Origin of the sequence: Cyclobacterium sp. (genome assembly GCF_014762705.1) — a bacterium.
GTDB lineage: Bacteria > Bacteroidota > Bacteroidia > Cytophagales > Cyclobacteriaceae > Cyclobacterium.
The window spans coordinates 128,667-144,811 of sequence record NZ_JABURL010000015.1; the positions used below are offsets into that span (position 1 = coordinate 128,667).

General features: G+C 45.0%; 12 protein-coding genes. 2 read left to right on the forward strand and 10 right to left on the reverse strand.

The genetic code is table 11. The features are described 5' to 3' along the window. Window positions 1–50: 50 nt before the first annotated feature. Together HUJ21_RS02110 and ytxJ are read right to left on the reverse strand one after the other, a co-directional pair. Window positions 51–2,903 (reverse strand): outer membrane beta-barrel protein, encoded by a 2,853-nt coding sequence (locus HUJ21_RS02110; RefSeq protein WP_291366904.1) that lies wholly within the window; start codon window positions 2,901–2,903, stop codon window positions 51–53. 280 nt (window positions 2,904–3,183) lie between these two features. Further along, window positions 3,184–3,522, reverse strand: coding sequence for a bacillithiol system redox-active protein YtxJ (gene ytxJ / locus HUJ21_RS02115; RefSeq protein WP_291366905.1), 339 nt, complete (start codon window positions 3,520–3,522; stop codon window positions 3,184–3,186). Window positions 3,523–3,675: 153 nt separating this feature from the next. Between ytxJ and HUJ21_RS02120 the strand changes: the two genes are divergently transcribed. Then, window positions 3,676–5,073, forward strand: a complete 1,398-nt coding sequence (locus tag HUJ21_RS02120; RefSeq protein WP_291366906.1) for a DUF4403 family protein — start codon at window positions 3,676–3,678, stop codon at window positions 5,071–5,073. A 4-nt stretch (window positions 5,074–5,077) separates the two neighbouring features. Here the strand turns inward: HUJ21_RS02120 and HUJ21_RS02125 are convergent, their stop codons facing one another. The 8 genes from HUJ21_RS02125 to HUJ21_RS02160 all read right to left on the reverse strand — a co-directional run bounded on the left by HUJ21_RS02125 (window position 5,078) and on the right by HUJ21_RS02160 (window position 15,195). Beyond that, entirely contained in the window at window positions 5,078–5,752 is a 675-nt protein-coding gene (locus HUJ21_RS02125; RefSeq protein WP_291366907.1) for a 3'-5' exonuclease, read from the reverse strand. A 1-nt stretch (window position 5,753) separates the two neighbouring features. Continuing rightward, window positions 5,754–7,700, reverse strand: coding sequence for a DUF294 nucleotidyltransferase-like domain-containing protein (locus HUJ21_RS02130; protein WP_291366908.1), 1,947 nt, complete (start codon window positions 7,698–7,700; stop codon window positions 5,754–5,756). Between the two features lie 79 nt (window positions 7,701–7,779). Beyond that, the gene (gene acs / locus HUJ21_RS02135) at window positions 7,780–9,678 is read right to left on the reverse strand and encodes an acetate--CoA ligase (protein ID WP_291366909.1); all 1,899 of its coding nucleotides are present in this window, start codon (window positions 9,676–9,678) and stop codon (window positions 7,780–7,782) included. An 84-nt stretch (window positions 9,679–9,762) separates the two neighbouring features. Further along, window positions 9,763–11,448, reverse strand: a complete 1,686-nt coding sequence (locus tag HUJ21_RS02140; protein WP_291366910.1) for a sodium:solute symporter family protein — start codon at window positions 11,446–11,448, stop codon at window positions 9,763–9,765. A 17-nt stretch (window positions 11,449–11,465) separates the two neighbouring features. Beyond that, window positions 11,466–11,729 carry a DUF4212 domain-containing protein gene (locus HUJ21_RS02145; protein WP_291366911.1) on the reverse strand — a complete coding sequence of 88 codons (264 nt, stop codon included), beginning with the start codon at window positions 11,727–11,729 and terminating at the stop codon, window positions 11,466–11,468. Window positions 11,730–11,873: 144 nt separating this feature from the next. Beyond that, complete coding sequence (locus HUJ21_RS02150; RefSeq protein ID WP_291366912.1) at window positions 11,874–12,395, reverse strand: ATP-binding protein; 522 nt, start codon at window positions 12,393–12,395, stop codon at window positions 11,874–11,876. Continuing rightward, on the reverse strand, window positions 12,388–13,011 hold the full coding sequence (gene pnuC, locus HUJ21_RS02155) for a nicotinamide riboside transporter PnuC (protein ID WP_291366913.1): 624 nt from the start codon (window positions 13,009–13,011) through the stop codon (window positions 12,388–12,390). The genes HUJ21_RS02150 and pnuC overlap by 8 nt, the downstream gene beginning before the upstream one ends. A 441-nt stretch (window positions 13,012–13,452) precedes the next feature. After that, a complete protein-coding gene (locus HUJ21_RS02160; protein WP_291366914.1) occupies window positions 13,453–15,195 on the reverse strand; it encodes a GMC family oxidoreductase in 1,743 nt (580 codons plus the stop codon). A gap of 374 nt (window positions 15,196–15,569) precedes the next feature. Between HUJ21_RS02160 and HUJ21_RS02165 the strand changes: the two genes are divergently transcribed. After that, window positions 15,570–16,145: dihydroxy-acid dehydratase (locus HUJ21_RS02165; RefSeq protein WP_291366915.1), on the forward strand; the 576-nt coding region annotated here is incomplete at its 3' end.

Below are 16,145 nucleotides of genomic sequence, written 5' to 3' on the forward strand. Positions count from 1 at the left end.
GTAATTGAAATATTCACCTAATTAAATGAAATGTCCTCCAAAATCAATTCTTACCAGCTCCTCGCTCCACCCCTTCCCGGTCCACCACGGTATCCTCCCGGTCTGTCGCCTTCATCAGGCAGATCAGACTTTTTGAAATTACCGATGATATAGGTAAAGGAAACCATGGCATAGCGCGTCAGCACATTGGAATACACATCTGTCACAGCCACATCCGAAACGGTCCTGGAAATGCTGTTGTTCTGCTTGAGCAGGTCAAAGACATATACTTTCAATTCCCCTTTGTTGTTTTTCAGGAAGCGGTAACCTGCTTCGATGTTCCATAACCAGACCGATTGGTCCAAACCCTCAGAAAGACCCCTGTAGAGCATGTTGTTGACATTATTAGCGATAAAGGTTTTTCCGTCATTGGGAGAATAATAAAACCGTAGGTTACTGCTTTGAATGAAATAATTTTGGTCAAGATTGCTTTGAAGGCTGCTGTTCACGATGGTGTAAGTGGCATTGGTGGAGAGATTGAAATCCACATCTTTGCTGATATTGCTGGCAAATGTGATGCCCTGCCGTATGTCGATATTTTCGTTCGTGTTCGTTTGCCCGTTGATAATTCCCGGGGTACGGCCATAGCTGATGCCTGGGTTCAGGTTCACCTTGGTTTTCCATTTTGGAATGCTGGTTCCATAACTTAAAAACAGCCGTGCATTCATTTGTCCATTTAAATTTACAGGACTTGTGATTTGCCCGCCTCTCCTGAGCAATACTTCATTATTTATCAGGGTATCCTGAGGAGCCACAAACGTACTCGTCCCAATGTAATTATTATTCAAATTGGTAAACAAAAACACGAAAAAGGATTTGTTTGTCTCCATATTGAATTTAGACATGTTGACAAACATGGAGTGGTTGTAACTTTGGCCCAGTGAAGGATTACCTACCGAAAGATTCAAGGGGTTGCTGTTATTGATCACGTTTTGAAGTTGGTTTACGCTAGGCTCGTCTGTTCGGGTCCGATACCTAAACCGGTAACTGGTTCCACTTTCTGTACGGTAATTCATGGTCAGTGTAGGCATGATATTTTTAAAATCCCGATAGAAGGTTCCCTCTGTGGGAAACACACTTTCATTATCCAATACCGCATACTGGTAGTCCAGGTCCATATTGATATTCAATCCCTTGTTGTTGTACCGATATCCTAATCCGGCCCGCTGAGTCAGAAATTTATTATCAAATTCGTTGCTTAAGGCCGTATCCAAAACCATGATACCCTGTTCGTTGGCCAATTGAAACGTCTTCTGATCCGCAGCACTTTTATTGTTCCCAACCTGATAGGAGAATGTCGCCACCGATCTTTCGCTAATGGGCTCGGTATAGGTCAGGTTAGTCCGGTAATTAAACCCATCAGACAAAGCCGTTGTTTCCTGGACCAAGGTATCGAAAGCATTTCTGACGTAATCTTTGTTGGAAGAGATCAGATCCGTTAACTCATCCCGCTGGTTCCAGGAGGTAAATAAATCAAGCGATACCGTCCGGCCCACCTTATCGAATTTGTACCGGTAAGTGAGGCTGTTGGAAAGGGAATAACCCTGCGTCTCATTCTCAGTTAAATTTCGGGTGTCGCTAAGGGAATCCAGGGATTGATCCAGATTCAGGCCCTCCAGGTTGCTATACCTGTAATTATCCTGAAAATTAATGCTAGGGCTGATAATCAATGCATTCTTCTCATTGATATCGTATTCCATCCGGGCATTCATGCGGTGATTGTTATTATTAATGGTGCTGATTTGGTCTTCCTGATAAATCTGACGCTGGTCTTCCGTGATAACGGTTTCTCTGTTGGTATTTTCGAAAACCGAATTATCGGTGGCGTTAAAAAAATAACTTCCGGTAAAATTGATTTTCTCGCCCCATTTATCGCTGTAATTTAATCCCAGCGAGTTGGTAGTAACGATTCCATTGTTTGATCCTACGCCGAAACTATTTCCGCCCGGGCCACCCCGGCGTCCTCTTCGGCCGCCACCGCCGAGACCTCCACTTACTCCCAACAGGTCGTCTGATGCAAAGTTTTGCTGGTTCACATTATTGGACATACCGATAATGGAAATTCTTCGGTCTCCATTAAAAAAATTGATGTTTCCACCTACCGAATAAGTATTGTCGGTACCATAACCTCCATAAACCCTGCCGAAATAGCTGTTGCGCATGTTTCCCTTGGTGATGATGTTGATGGTTTTGGCATAGTTGCCATCATCCAAACCCGTAAGCCGGGACTGATCGGATCGCTGGTCCAGCACCTCCACACTGGAGATGGCATCGGCCGGCAGGTTTCTCAGGGCGATGGAAGGATCATTTCCAAAGAATTCCCTGCCGTCCACCAATATCTTTTGCACCTGCTCGCCCTGTGCCTGCACCTGACCGTTTTCAATGGTAATGCCCGGAAGCTTACCAATAAGGTCCTCTGCCATGGCGTTTTCCTTGGTTTTAAACGCATTGGCATTGAAAACTGCTGTATCTCCCCTCATTTCACCTACAGCATTTTCGCCTTCGATGACCACTTCACCCAACAGGTTGCTGTCTTCGCTTATGGCAATGGTACCCAGGTCCAGGGGCATTCCCCGGCTAAATTCCCGGGTGACTTTTTCAAAACCCACATATGTGATTTCAAGTTTGAAAACCGGTAGACGGGGATACGCAATACTAAAAGTTCCATCCGGACCGGTAGTAGTGTTGCTGATCAGGGAATCCTGCTGTGTTTTTAAAAGTACATTGGCGCCAATCATCGGATCCTGGCTGTCCTTTTCAATGATCTTGCCCTTAATCAGGGGCACATTCTGGCGATCCTGCCTGGCCAGAAGTCCGGTAGTGGCCAATAAGCCAATGCAGACAAATAGAATAAAAATCCTCATATTTTAATGCGATTATTAAATACAAGAATTAGACCTCATTACTTGTCCCGGGTTTAACCGCTCACAAAAAAAGATTTAAATGGCAAATAAAAACATCAAGTGGCTAAAATTAGGGGGCAAGGTATAAATACCAGAATTTTGGCCCTGATCTCCTCTCAAGGCTTGATTGAAAGAGTTGTGTGTATTAAGTTATTTCATTAGATCCCACTGCAAGGCTTTTTGCATCGAAGATAGCTCAAAAGCGCATCGGTATACCCGACGGTTTTGGCCTGACTTGATACTAAGCACCTATAGAAACAATTTCCCTGTAATTGATACCCATATGACTGTTGTCATAGACGACTTGTCCATCCTTGATGACGATCACCTGTGGGGAGGCATGGGCTACCCCAAACTCGGAAACGATGGCATTGGAAACTTCCCTGTGTGCAATCAGGTCTAAAAAATAAGCAGATAAGCGGTCATAGTCTTCGGCTTTCCAGCTCCTTTCCATGCGGTTCCAGGCCATGCTGCTGATAGAGCATCTGGTAGAATGCTTGAAAATAACCACAGGCTTGCCTTTGCTTTCTTCCTTGATTTGATCCAGTTGGGATAATTTATCTAATTTTTTCCAGCTCATATTTCAGGTTGATTTACGCCAAGAATAACCAAAAAGGGTGGGTTTAAAGTTCAAAACAGTAAAAAAATTTTGAATTCGCCTATATTTGTCATTACAATTAAAATAATCTGGATGCAGCACCTCAATCATCCTATTCATTCGTTCTAGTATAACATGTATCGATATAGCTTATTTATCCTGATTTCTTTCCTTGCATTCACCGGATGGGCTTGCCGAAGCCTGCCCATGGGCGGACCCGAGGCACTGGAGCCCCCTCCTCCGCTGCCTAAGGCCAATGCGACAGTTAACCTTAGCCTTGAAATTCCCCTTTCTTTCTTGGAAGATCAGATCAATAATAGTCTGGACAAGCAATTGTTTAATGAAAAAGACCTGGAATTCGGGGATGGGCTATATGCAGATGTAGACCTGGATAAAACCGGTCTGCTGGAGCTGACTGCTAAAGAAAATGGTAAAATACTGTTGGCCTTACCTGTTTTTCTGGATGGCAAATTGAGACTGGAAAAGCGGCTCTTTGGACAAAGGATAGCCACAGCCATTCCTTTTCAGGAAAATTTGACGCCACAGATTAGTTTTTTACCCGTACTGAAAGAAAATTGGGCATTTGATATAGAAGGATTGGATATCTTGTCCTGGGGAAAAGCTCTGGAATACGATCTATTGGGTTTTAAAATTGATTTTGAGCCCATGGTAAAGCGACAGATGGTGGCCATCATGGAAAATCAACTGCGCGGCGGAGCATTGGCAGCCGTTGATTTTAAGCGTATCGCTGATAATTTCTGGTCTTCATTTGGCAGGCCCAGGTATGTAGAGAATGGTCTTTCCGGTACCTACATCTACCCGCATGCAGAAAAATTAAAAGTTCATGAGACCTTCACCACCGACCAGATGCTGCAATTGAATTTTGGTCTGGAAGGAGAAATGCGAAGCCAAAAAGACAGGCCACTGGCCACCCAGCTTTCCCCACTTCCGGAAATTTCCCTGGAGCAATCCTTTGGAAACGAGCTAAACATCACTACACCCCTTACCATTGGTTTCAATGAAATTTCCAGCTACCTCAATGAATCCCTTAAGGACAGCCTGATTACCCTGGACAGGAAAACCCAGCTCTTGCCCAAGGATTTCAGCATCCGGCATTATGGCGAAAATACCATGATCATTTTGGATTTTCTGGCCAAACGACTTGGCAAAAAAGACCTGGAAGGGAAGTTTTATTTGGCAGGACAACCGACCTTTGACCCTGAAATTAACGCCATAAGGTTAGAAAATGTAGATTTCCGGCTGGAAACCGAAAACTTTTTTGCCAACATGACCAATTGGATGAGGCGCAGGAAGATCATGAAAATCATCCAAAAACAAGGGGTTATCCCTGTAGGCGATTACTTGAATAATGCACAGGCTGCTTTATTGGAAATGGGAGACTGGGAAACGGATTTTGCCTCATTTGCCCTGAAAAAACCGGCTATTTCCATTTCTGGGATTTATCCAACCAGCAGCGCATTGGTCATTTATGTACAAACGAAAGCCGACATTCAAATGAATTGGAACAAATAAAATTTTAACCCATAAGGTCAGCAAAAGTTTTTATCCCCTTCTTTTCCGCAGCTTTTAAAAGTTTGACCAATAATTGGGCGGCCAGCAGGGCATCTCCTGCAGCCGTATGCCTGTCATCAGGGGAAATAGCATACCGCTCGCAAAGTTTGTCCAGGGAATAATCCGTGGAAACCACTGCCTGAGGATCGTAAAATTTACCCATATCCAATCTTAGGGCCAGATTAAAAGTATCCAGGACCGGATTTTTTATTTTTCCTAGCCCAATGGATCTGCCCACCCTTTCCATCATGGCCAGGTCAAAGCCCAGATGGTGTCCTACCAGGATTTTATGCTGGGCATCGTCCAGAAAACTTCGGATTAGCTGTTCTCTGCTCACATAGGGCCTTTCACGCACCAAACCATGCACTTTTATGGCTTCCCGGTTCCTTTTTTTTGGCCTAAGGTAAAATTCCCTGGCGCTGGCAATCCTGATCCGGTTATGGCTAACCTGCACCGCCCCATAGGAAAGTACAAGATCTCTTTTGATATCCAAACCAGTTGTTTCCGTATCGATAACCAGAAATTCCAGTTCCGATACTGGTTTTCCTCCTGCGATTTTTCGCTCCATCGACTTTTCATACACTTTGATAAATTCCGGTTTAGGAAGAGGCGCAAAACCAAATAGTTTTTTCCAGTCCATATCAGTTGCCAAAATAATCTAACTGAAACCTGACTTTCAGAATTTTTTGAATTTCATCAATGGGAAAAAAAGCATTTTTCAACAATTGCCTTTGCAACTTTCCCAGGCTGTCGGGCTGAATAAACCTTCCCGAGGAGGCTGTTGATAATCCCTCTAGTGCACGTATCCGCATAAAAATCTCATAGGCTTTCCCTGCATCCCTGTAAAGTGCGGCCTGACTGGGTTCAAGCTCGGCTAACTTTTCATACCTTTTGAAGGTATTGTTGATGCCCACCACCTGGTGGCTAAGAATCAATACCCTGGCTGCATCTGCCAGGGGCATCATGGCCCTAAGCTTGATATCAAATTTTTCTGCGTGCCTACCGGATTTTTCAATCATAAAATTCCTGAAAAAGCCGAGAGGCGGAGGGTTTAACAAGGCATTTTTGGCAAAAAAATTCAGAAATACCTTCGCCTGGTTGATTTCCTCATATACATGTTGGGTCAAAGCATCAGCCAATGCCTGCTTGCCACTTACTGCCCGAAAATCAAAAAATATGGTTGCCATCATCAGAGATTGTGGATCGGGTTCCCTTATCCACTGGCTAAAGTACTTTTTCCACTGTCCAAGTGGCTGGCACCATTGGGGGTTATTGGCCATCATCTCGGCAGGACAGGAATGAAAGTCACAGGCAAATAGAATATCCATTACATCTCTGGCAATCAGGTGCATGAAGTTCTGTGCCTTTTCCTTCAGCTCATCGGCTACATCTTCATACACAATGGCATTGTCCAGGTCTGTTCTGAGCAATTGCTCTCCTCTCCCTTCAGAACCCAGGGCCAAAAAACAAAATTGAAGGTCCCTTAGCTCAGGGAAAACCGCTTCGTGTCTGGACCTGGCCATGGAAATGGCACGTCGGATTAGGGTATCGTTGATCTCGGTAAGTATCCCTGCGATAAATTCTATGGCCAGTTCATTTTCCAGGAAATATTTCAGCATGCCTTCGGCCTGATTTCTCAGTTTGGCCAATTCATGGATATCCTGGCTTTCCTGTAGGGCTTTGATCAATACTGCCGGGCTGTTTCCCTGCGAAAGCAGGATATCATGGTCTGAAATAATCCCTATCAAAGGTGAATCAGAACTGCCGTCTTCCGTGAAAACCAGATGATGCAAACGGTGTTTGACCATATTCAGGTAAACCTGGGAAAATTCCATGTCCTTTTTGGCGGTTACCACGGGCTGGCTCATGATTTTTGTTACAGGGGTACTATAGGGTAGGTTTTGGGCAATCAATCGATTTCTGAGATCTTTATCGGTAATGATTCCCTTAGGATGTTTGTTTTGGTCCACAATGATAATGGAACCTACTTTCTCCCGGCTCATTTTCTGCACCGCCTCAGCAACCGTATTACCGGTATGACAATAAATGACCGGATGGGAAAATTGAATAGTAGTTTGGCCGGAAAAAAGCATCAGACCATTTTCGTTGGTATCCCGCCCAAACAGTGTCCTTACTTTTTGGGTTTGGGATAATCCGGAACGGACCACTACTTGTCCCGATGCGAAGCCTGATGCAAAATAAAGGCTCACTTTATTGTTTTCGCTCAGGATTTTTTCAAATACCCCGACAGGTACCGCCATGACCAGACTGTTTTCATCTGCACGGGCATTGAGGATATAAGGTCTTTTGCCAAGCAAGGCCAGCACCCCAAATACATCTCCTTCGTCACAGATTTCTACTGTTTCTTCCTTTCCTTCAAAATGATCTGTTAACTTAATGGCACCTTCTTTGACTACAAAAAAATAACTTTTAGCAGGCTCACCTTTTTGGAACAAAAATTCCCCTTCCTCAAAATAAACCAAATCAACTTCCCTGCCCACCTGAGCAAGCAGTTCAGGGGACAAAAAACTAAATGGAGGATACTTTTTTAAGAATTCAATGACCCTATTGACAATAACATTGGCCATATCGGAGCTTTGCTAAGAAATGAAAGGGAAAGGTGTGGACAAACCTACACCTTTCCCCATTAGTAACAAGGGTAAGCCTTTATTCAATTCTTCCCTCGATTATTTTTTCCACAACATCGGGATCGAGTAGGGTGGAGGTATCTCCCATGTTGTCCATGTTACCTTCAGCTACCTTTCTCAGAATCCTGCGCATGATTTTACCTGACCGGGTTTTTGGCAATCCGGGTACAATCTGAATCTTATCCGGCTTGGCAATCGGGCCGATGATTTTTGTCACGGTATCCTTGATTTCATTGGTCAGGCTTTGCTCGGACCTGTTTTTCATGTCGCAGATCACATAGGCATAGATTCCTTGTCCTTTCACCTGGTGTGGATATCCCACCACTGCCGATTCTACTACCAGTGGGTGTTCGTTGATGGCGTTTTCTACCTCAGCCGTACCCATACGGTGACCGGAAACATTAATCACATCATCTACTCTTCCCAGAATACGGTAATAGCCATCGTGGTCTCTTTTGACACCATCTCCGGTGAAATACATCCCTTTATAGGTAGCAAAATAAGTTTGTCTGCATCGATCATGGTCTCCGTAAGTAGTACGGATCATTCCGGGCCATGGAAATTTAATACATAGATTCCCTTCAACCGAATTACCAGTCATTTCTTTACCATCGGGATCCATAATGGCCAATTGTACGCCTGGCAAAGGCAATGTGGCATAGGCGGGTTTGGTGGGAGTAATACCTGCCAATGGAGAGACCATGATGCCTCCTGTCTCCGTTTGCCACCAGGTATCTACTATGGGACATTTTGTTTTACCGATATGGGTATGGTACCAATGCCAGGCTTCTTCATTGATGGGTTCACCAACGGAACCAAGCACCTTAAGGGAGTCCAGTTTAAATGGCTCGATCGGTTCTGTGCCATGAGCCTGTAATGCGCGGATAGCGGTAGGTGCAGTATAGAACTGATTCACTTTGTACTTATCCACGATTTCCCAAAAACGTCCGGCATGGGGGTAGGTAGGCACACCCTCAAACATGATTGAGGTAGCCCCTGATAACAGCGGCCCATATACAATATAGGAGTGTCCGGTAATCCAGCCAATATCCGCCGTACACCAGTACACGTCTCCCGGATTGTACTGAAAAACGTTCTCAAAGGTATATTTGGAATACACCATATATCCTCCACAGGTATGCACCACTCCTTTAGGCTTTCCGGTAGAGCCTGAGGTATATAATATAAAGAGCATGTCTTCACTGTCCATTTCCACGGCCTCCTGCTTGGTGCTTTTTCCTTCGATGGCCTCATGCCACCAAAAATCCCGGCCTGCCTTCATGGTCACTTCCTGCCCTGTCCTTTGGTAAACAATTACAGATGTGACGGTACTGGTTTTTTCCAAGGCTTCGTCCACTACTGCTTTTACGGGAATTTTTTTGTTTCCCCTGAAATTACCGTCGGCTGTCAATACTACCTTGGCCTCGCAATCATTGATCCGGTCAGAGAGGGCATTGCTGGAAAACCCTGCAAAAACGACCGAATGGACGGCACCTACCCTGGCACAGGCCAGCATGGCCACTGCTGCCTCAGGCACCATGGGCATGTAAATGATTACCTTATCCCCTTTTTGTACTCCTTTTTCCTGCAGGACATGGGAAAACCGGCAAACCTCTTCATAAAGTTGCCGATAAGTTAGTGTTCGGCTAGCTTCTCCGGGCTCGTTGGGTTCCCAGATAATGGCAGGTTTGTCTCCGATGGTGTAAAGGTGCCTTTCCAGTATATTTTCGGTGATATTTAATTTGCCATTGAGGAACCATTTGACATCGGGCCCCTCAAAATTCCAGTCCAATACTTTGTCCCAGCGCTTTTTCCAATGAAAAGAATCAGCTACCCTGGCCCAGAAATTTTCCGGATCGGCTACGCTTTTCTGGTATTCATGGAAATAACCGCTAAGGGTATGAATTCTATCACTCATCTTCAGGTATTTTTGGTTTTAAATCTGATATAAATTAAGCTAAAATTATTCAATTCCCATACTTGGGTAGATTTGAGTCTTCTATTAATGGTCTTGCGCCTTGCCTGCTCCCCTTGGAATCCTGATGTCCTGGATCATTTCCTGCACATGCTCCGGTGGATCCGGCGTAAACTTGGAGACCACAAAACAAGCCAGAAAATTGATCAGCATGCCAAAGGATCCAATGCCCTCCGGTGAAATTCCAAACCACCAATTGTCCATATTATTAGCTTCAGGATGGATAAATTTAAAATATATGATGTAGCCAAGAGTAAAAACCAATCCACTGATCATACCAGCTATGGCCCCTTCCTTGTTCATTCTTGTAGAAAAGATGCCCATGATTATTACCGGGAAAAAGGATGCCGCTGCCAGACCAAAGGCGAAAGCAACCACCTCCGCTACAAAGCCAGGGGGATTGATTCCAAAATAGCCTGCTATAATTACTGCTACAGCCGCTGCCATTCTGGCAATGATCAATTCCGTTTTTTCCGTCATGGTCGGAACAAAGGTTCGGAACAGGTCCCGGGAAACAGAAGTGGAAATGACCAAAAGCAATCCGGCAGCCGTAGACAATGCCGCAGCCATTCCTCCCGCTGCCACCAGACCGACCACCCAGTTGGGTGGCTCTGCTATCTCAGGTGCGGCCAGGACCATGATATCCTTATCCACTGTGAGTTCGTTGCTTTCCGGATCAGCCAGGTATTGAACCAGTCCATCGTTATTCTTATCTTCAACCACAATTAGATTGGTCTTTTGCCAATTTTCCACCCAGTCCGGAAGCTTGTCCACCGGCTGTCCGGCAACAGTATCTATGGCATTGTAGATCCCAAAAGCTGCTACCGCCGGGGCTGTGGTGTACAATATTGCGATAAATACCAAGGCATATCCTGCCGAAAGCCTGGCATCCCTGACACGGGGTACCGTAAAAAACCGGACGATTACATGGGGTAAGCCGGCTGTTCCCACCATCAAAGCCAGTGTAATGGCAAACATATCCGTAAGGGACTTCCTTCCTGCTGTATACTGATGAAAGCCCAAATCTGCCAGGATACCATCCAGCTTGTCAAGGAGGTAGGTGCCATCCTGCACCGTTCCACCCAATCCCAACTGGGGTATGGGGTTTCCGGTCAGTTGGATGGAAATGAAAATGGCTGGAACCATAAAGGCAAAGATCAGCACACAATACTGGGCTACCTGGGTATAGGTAATCCCTTTCATGCCGCCCATAACCGCATAAAAAAATACAATGGTCATGCCTATCAACACTCCTGTTTCAATATCTACCTCCAGGTACCTTGAAAACACAATACCCACCCCACGCATTTGTCCGGCTACATAGGTAAAAGAAATGAACAGGGCACAAAACACCGCTACTACCCGGGCTTTGTTGCTGTAATAGCGATCCCCAACGAAATCCGGAACCGTAAATTTCCCGAACTTTCTCAAGTAAGGAGCCAATAGCAGGGCCAGCAATACATAACCTCCGGTCCAGCCCATAAGGTAAACCGAACCATCATATCCCGAAAACGCGATTATTCCTGCCATGGAGATAAAAGATGCGGCCGACATCCAGTCGGCGGCCGTTGCCATGCCATTGGCCAATGGAGAAACGCCACCTCCTGCTGTATAAAATTCTTTGGTAGAGCTTGCTCTGGTGTAAATGGCAATACCAATGTACAGGGCAAAAGAAAGGCCTACCAGAATGTAGGTCCAGGTTAAAATATCCATAATAGGGTCAAAAGGGGTTATTTTTCGTTAACATCAAATGCTTCGTCCAGCTTGTTCATCTTATAGACATAGACAAAAATCAGGACCACAAAGGTAAATATGGAGCCTTGTTGCGCAAACCAGAAACCTAGTTTGTAACCTCCTATCTTAATGGCATTCAGAGGCTCCGCCAGCAGGATTCCAAATCCAAAGGAGACCAGAAACCAGATGGAAAGCAGGATCAGCACCGTCCTGATGTTTTTCCTCCAATATTTTTTCATTTGTTGCTTATGGTTTTCCATATTTTAGGTCATTGCAATTATTAAATGTTGAAAATATTCAAAATTTCCGTAAAATTCAGCCCTTTTGGCGTATCCTTTCCAAATTATAACAGTTTCGGTGAAAGAACAAGATAAATGGCCCGGCAAATATTGGTCATTCGCTTCTTATTCCTTTTTTCTTGCTTCAATGGCTGCAATTCCTGCCTTCAGCCGATCCTCCGGACTACCGGAAATTTTCTCCCAGGTTACCCCGGAAGATACTAAAACCTGCTCATATAGCTGCATAAAATACTTCCGCATATCCGGATCAGGATGTTCCCTCAAGGGGTCATCCTGCCAGGGAATATCAATATCCGTAAGCAGATACAGATCGTATTTCCGTTTTTGAATTTGTTGATCTATCCAAGGATGTGTTCTGCCGTATTTATGCTCACTCCAGATTTTGATAACCCGCAAATCCGTATCGCAAAACAGCATTTCCCTTGCCTCCCTGGACTGTTTATTTTCCAATTGGATTTGTCCCCTGGCCATTTCAAGCAAATCTTCAAAGCGATAAGGCCGATCCAGTTCCAAAAGATAATCCCTGGCAAATTCCGGCACCCAGGGTTCCGAATAGTGTGCCGCCAAATCCTGACTCAGGGTGCTTTTTCCAGTGGACTCGGGCCCTATAATCACAACTTTATCCATTTTTGAGGGCATAAACTTTGGCAATTCGGATCCAGGCAACCAATCCCAATACAGCCAAAACCGTAAAAACCAGAAACTGAAAGGAAGTCAACAAAAGGCCTTTGTAAAGGTACAAGGGTACGGATACCACATCTGTTATGATCCAGGCAATCCAGTTCTCTACCTTCTTCTTCGCCATCAACCACATGCCCACAAATGCCGTGGCCGTGGTAAAGGAATCCCAATACGGTACATCACTATCGGTAAACGTATGAAGTACAAAGTACAAAGTTACATAGGACACCAGCAATAAAAGCAAGGCATTAACCATTCCTCTGGTACCCAACCAGGTAATGGGAACACTGGCTTTCCCAGGTCTGGGGTGGGACCAGATATACCAGCCGACAATGGACATGACAAAATAATAGCCATTGATGCCCATATCGGCATACAGCCTGACCTGAAAACAAATCCACACATAGATCAGGGTACTGATAATCCCCGTAGGAAAAACCAGAATATTTTCCTTCATGGAATAATATACCGAAGCCAGGCCAAAAAAAACGGCCACAGCTTCCAGCCAACTCATTTCCTGTATACCTGTTTGCAGGCCCTCTAAGATGTATTGCCAATCCACGGGGTGAAATTGAAATAAAAAACTTACATAAAAAAATCAAAAACCCCTTGTCCATGACCTTTGGGGTTTATACATCCCCAAAGGTCTGACCTGAAGCGTTCACGAAAAAAACCTTCCAGGTCCCGAAGACCTCAAAGGTTAGAATGAAACCATGACCTTTGGGGTTTTCAGACACCGCGAAGGTCTCTCTCGGAGCGTTAACGATAAAAACCTTCAAGGTCCCGAAGACCTCAAAGGTTAGAATGTAATCATGACCTTTGGGGTTTTCAGACACCCCGAAGGTCTCTCTCGGAGCGTTCACGATAAAAACCTTCGAGGTCCCAAAGACCTCAAAGGTTAAAAGGGAACCCGACCTTTGGGGTTTTCAGACAACCCGAAGGTCTCTCTCGGAGCGTTAACGATAAAAGCTTCGGGGACCAAAGACCTCAAAGCTTAATGCATTTACCCAATATTCTTCTTTTTCAACTGATCCACTATGTATTCAGAAGTCCGGATCGAAAGCGCCATAATGGTCCAGGTAGGATTTTTATCGGCCTGTGAGACAAATGAAGCAGCATCCACTACAAAAAGGTTTTTACATTCATGAGCCTGGGAATACTTGTTCAATACGGAAGTTTTGGGATCATCTCCCATCCTTGCCGTACCCACCTCATGGATGATTCTACCTGGCGCAGCCAGCCCATATTGGTTTTCCGCACCAGGCTTGGTGCCCATCACCTGAGCACCCATGGCATCAAAAATTTCTTCAAAAGTATCCTGCATGTGCCTGGCCTGTTTCACCTCATGCTCGGTCCAATTGTAATGGAAACGCAATACAGGAATACCGAATTTGTCTACGGTATTGGGATCTATTTCACAGTAATTGTCATATTGCGGCACGCTTTCCCCTCTTCCTGCAATGCCTACCGTTGCGCCATAAACGCTTCTGATATCTTTTTTCAATCCAGCTCCATATCCGCCATTGGGGCTGGCCTTACCAAATTCGTCCTTAATAAATTTTCTCATGGAATCCATTCCAAAACCAAAGCCATAATTGGGCATGCGCATGCCTCCGCCAAATTCCAGATGATAACCTCTGGGGAAATCCAGTTTTTTATTGTCCAGCCACCATGGCGTATATACATGCATAGAGCCTACTCCGTCTTCGTTATACTTGTCCCTGCCCAGAAACTCAGGCATCAGGGCAGATCGGCTGGCACCTGTAGAATCATGCAGGTAGTGCCCTAAGGTACCACTGCTGTTGGAAATGCCGTTGGGGTGTTGCGGAGAGCTGGAATTCATCATGATCCTGGCACTCTCACAAGCGGAAGCACCCAAAACCACCACCCTGGCCTTTAATTTGTATTCCTGCATGTCCACCTTGCTGACATAGGAAATGCCTGTTGCTTCCCCTTTTTCATCGGTCGTCACCTTTCTTACCATGGCGTAGGTATACAGGTCCACATTTCCTTTCTTCATCGCTGGTTTTACAAGTACCGTGCCTGCGGAAAAATCTGCATATACCTGGCAGGCCCGGTTACATTGAGCGCAGAAAAAACATGTGCCCCTTTCATTGTTTACAGGACGTGTCAAAACAGAAATTCTGGAAGGAATCACGGGAAGGTTGATCTTTTTCCCTCCCTTCATAAAGGCCAACTCATGCAACCTGGGTTTGGGGGGAGGAAGAAAGTAACCGTCCGGCTCATTTCGGATGCCCTCTTTGGTACCAAAAACCCCTACTATTTGATCCACCCTGTCATAATAGGGTTTGACATCCTCATATCCTATGGGCCAGTTATCACCCAATCCGTCAATGCTTTTTCTTTTAAAATCATCCGGGCCAAACCGAAGGGAAATTCTCCCCCAGTGATTGGTTCTACCCCCCACCATTCGTGAACGAAACCAATCGAATTGGGTCCCATCCTTCCGGGTGTAAGGTTCTCCTTCAATATCCCATCCACCATAAGCGGCATCGAAATCTCCAAAAGCCCTCACAGTATTGGCTCCTCGTCTCGGAGATTCCCATGGCCAGCGCAGTTGGGTACGGTATTCTTCAAGGGCAGGATCAAAATCACTTCCTGCTTCTACCACGGCCACACTCAAGCCTGATTCTGATAGGATTTTGCTGGCCATTCCTCCTCCTGCACCAGATCCTACAATAATAACATCGTAGGTATCCATGGATGATTGTATTTCAAAACTCATTGATATGTAATTTTATTGACTGCCCAAAATAAAAGATAATCTGCAATTTTTCACCATGCCATTTTTGAATCTGCTTTCATCGCAAGCCAGACAACAAATTCAAACCGAATATTAATTTATCATGTCGTATCATCCCTGCTAAATCAATCTGCTGTATCCAATAATAAGTGGTATTTTCCAATGATTATTTTTATGCCTGCTTTCAAAAATAAATGTCCCATAGCGCTGTAAAATATTCTTGATTTCGGAAAGAAGGATTTTAAAGGGATAAATTTTATTTTGGCCAAACATTTACTAATCTTATACTTCCAAAATAACAAAAGTACTAGTCTTGAAGGTAAGTTACTTTTTAGACACAAAACACCTCGCATAAAATGAGCAAAAAGGAAAGAAGAAGTCAGGGCTGGTTTGGCAAAACCGGCAAAGACGGCCTGATATACAGGTCATGGTTTAAAAAGCAAGGAATTCCAACCCATGAATTAGGGGGCAAGCCAATCATCGGTATTTGTAATACCTGGTCGGAATTAACTCCCTGTAATTCCCACTTCAGGGAATTGGCTGAGTTTGTGAAAAAGGGTGTATTTGAAGCAGGAGGCTATCCGGTAGAATTTCCCGTTATGTCACTAGGGGAAACCGTGATGAAGCCTACAGCCATGCTCTATAGAAATCTCGCCAGCATGGATACCGAAGAATCCATCAGGGCCAACCCCCTGGATGGAGTGGTTTTGCTTTGTGGCTGTGATAAGACTACGCCTTCTCTGGTCATGGGTGCCAGCAGTGTCAATCTGCCTACCATCGTGGTATCCGGAGGACCCATGCTAACCGGAAGATACAGGGGAGCTGAAGTGAGCACCAGCGATATCTGGAGATTTAGTGAAGCGTCCAGACAGGGGAAAATGACCCAAGAGGACCTGTATGTGGCGGAATCCAGCCTTTGCCGAAGTGATGGG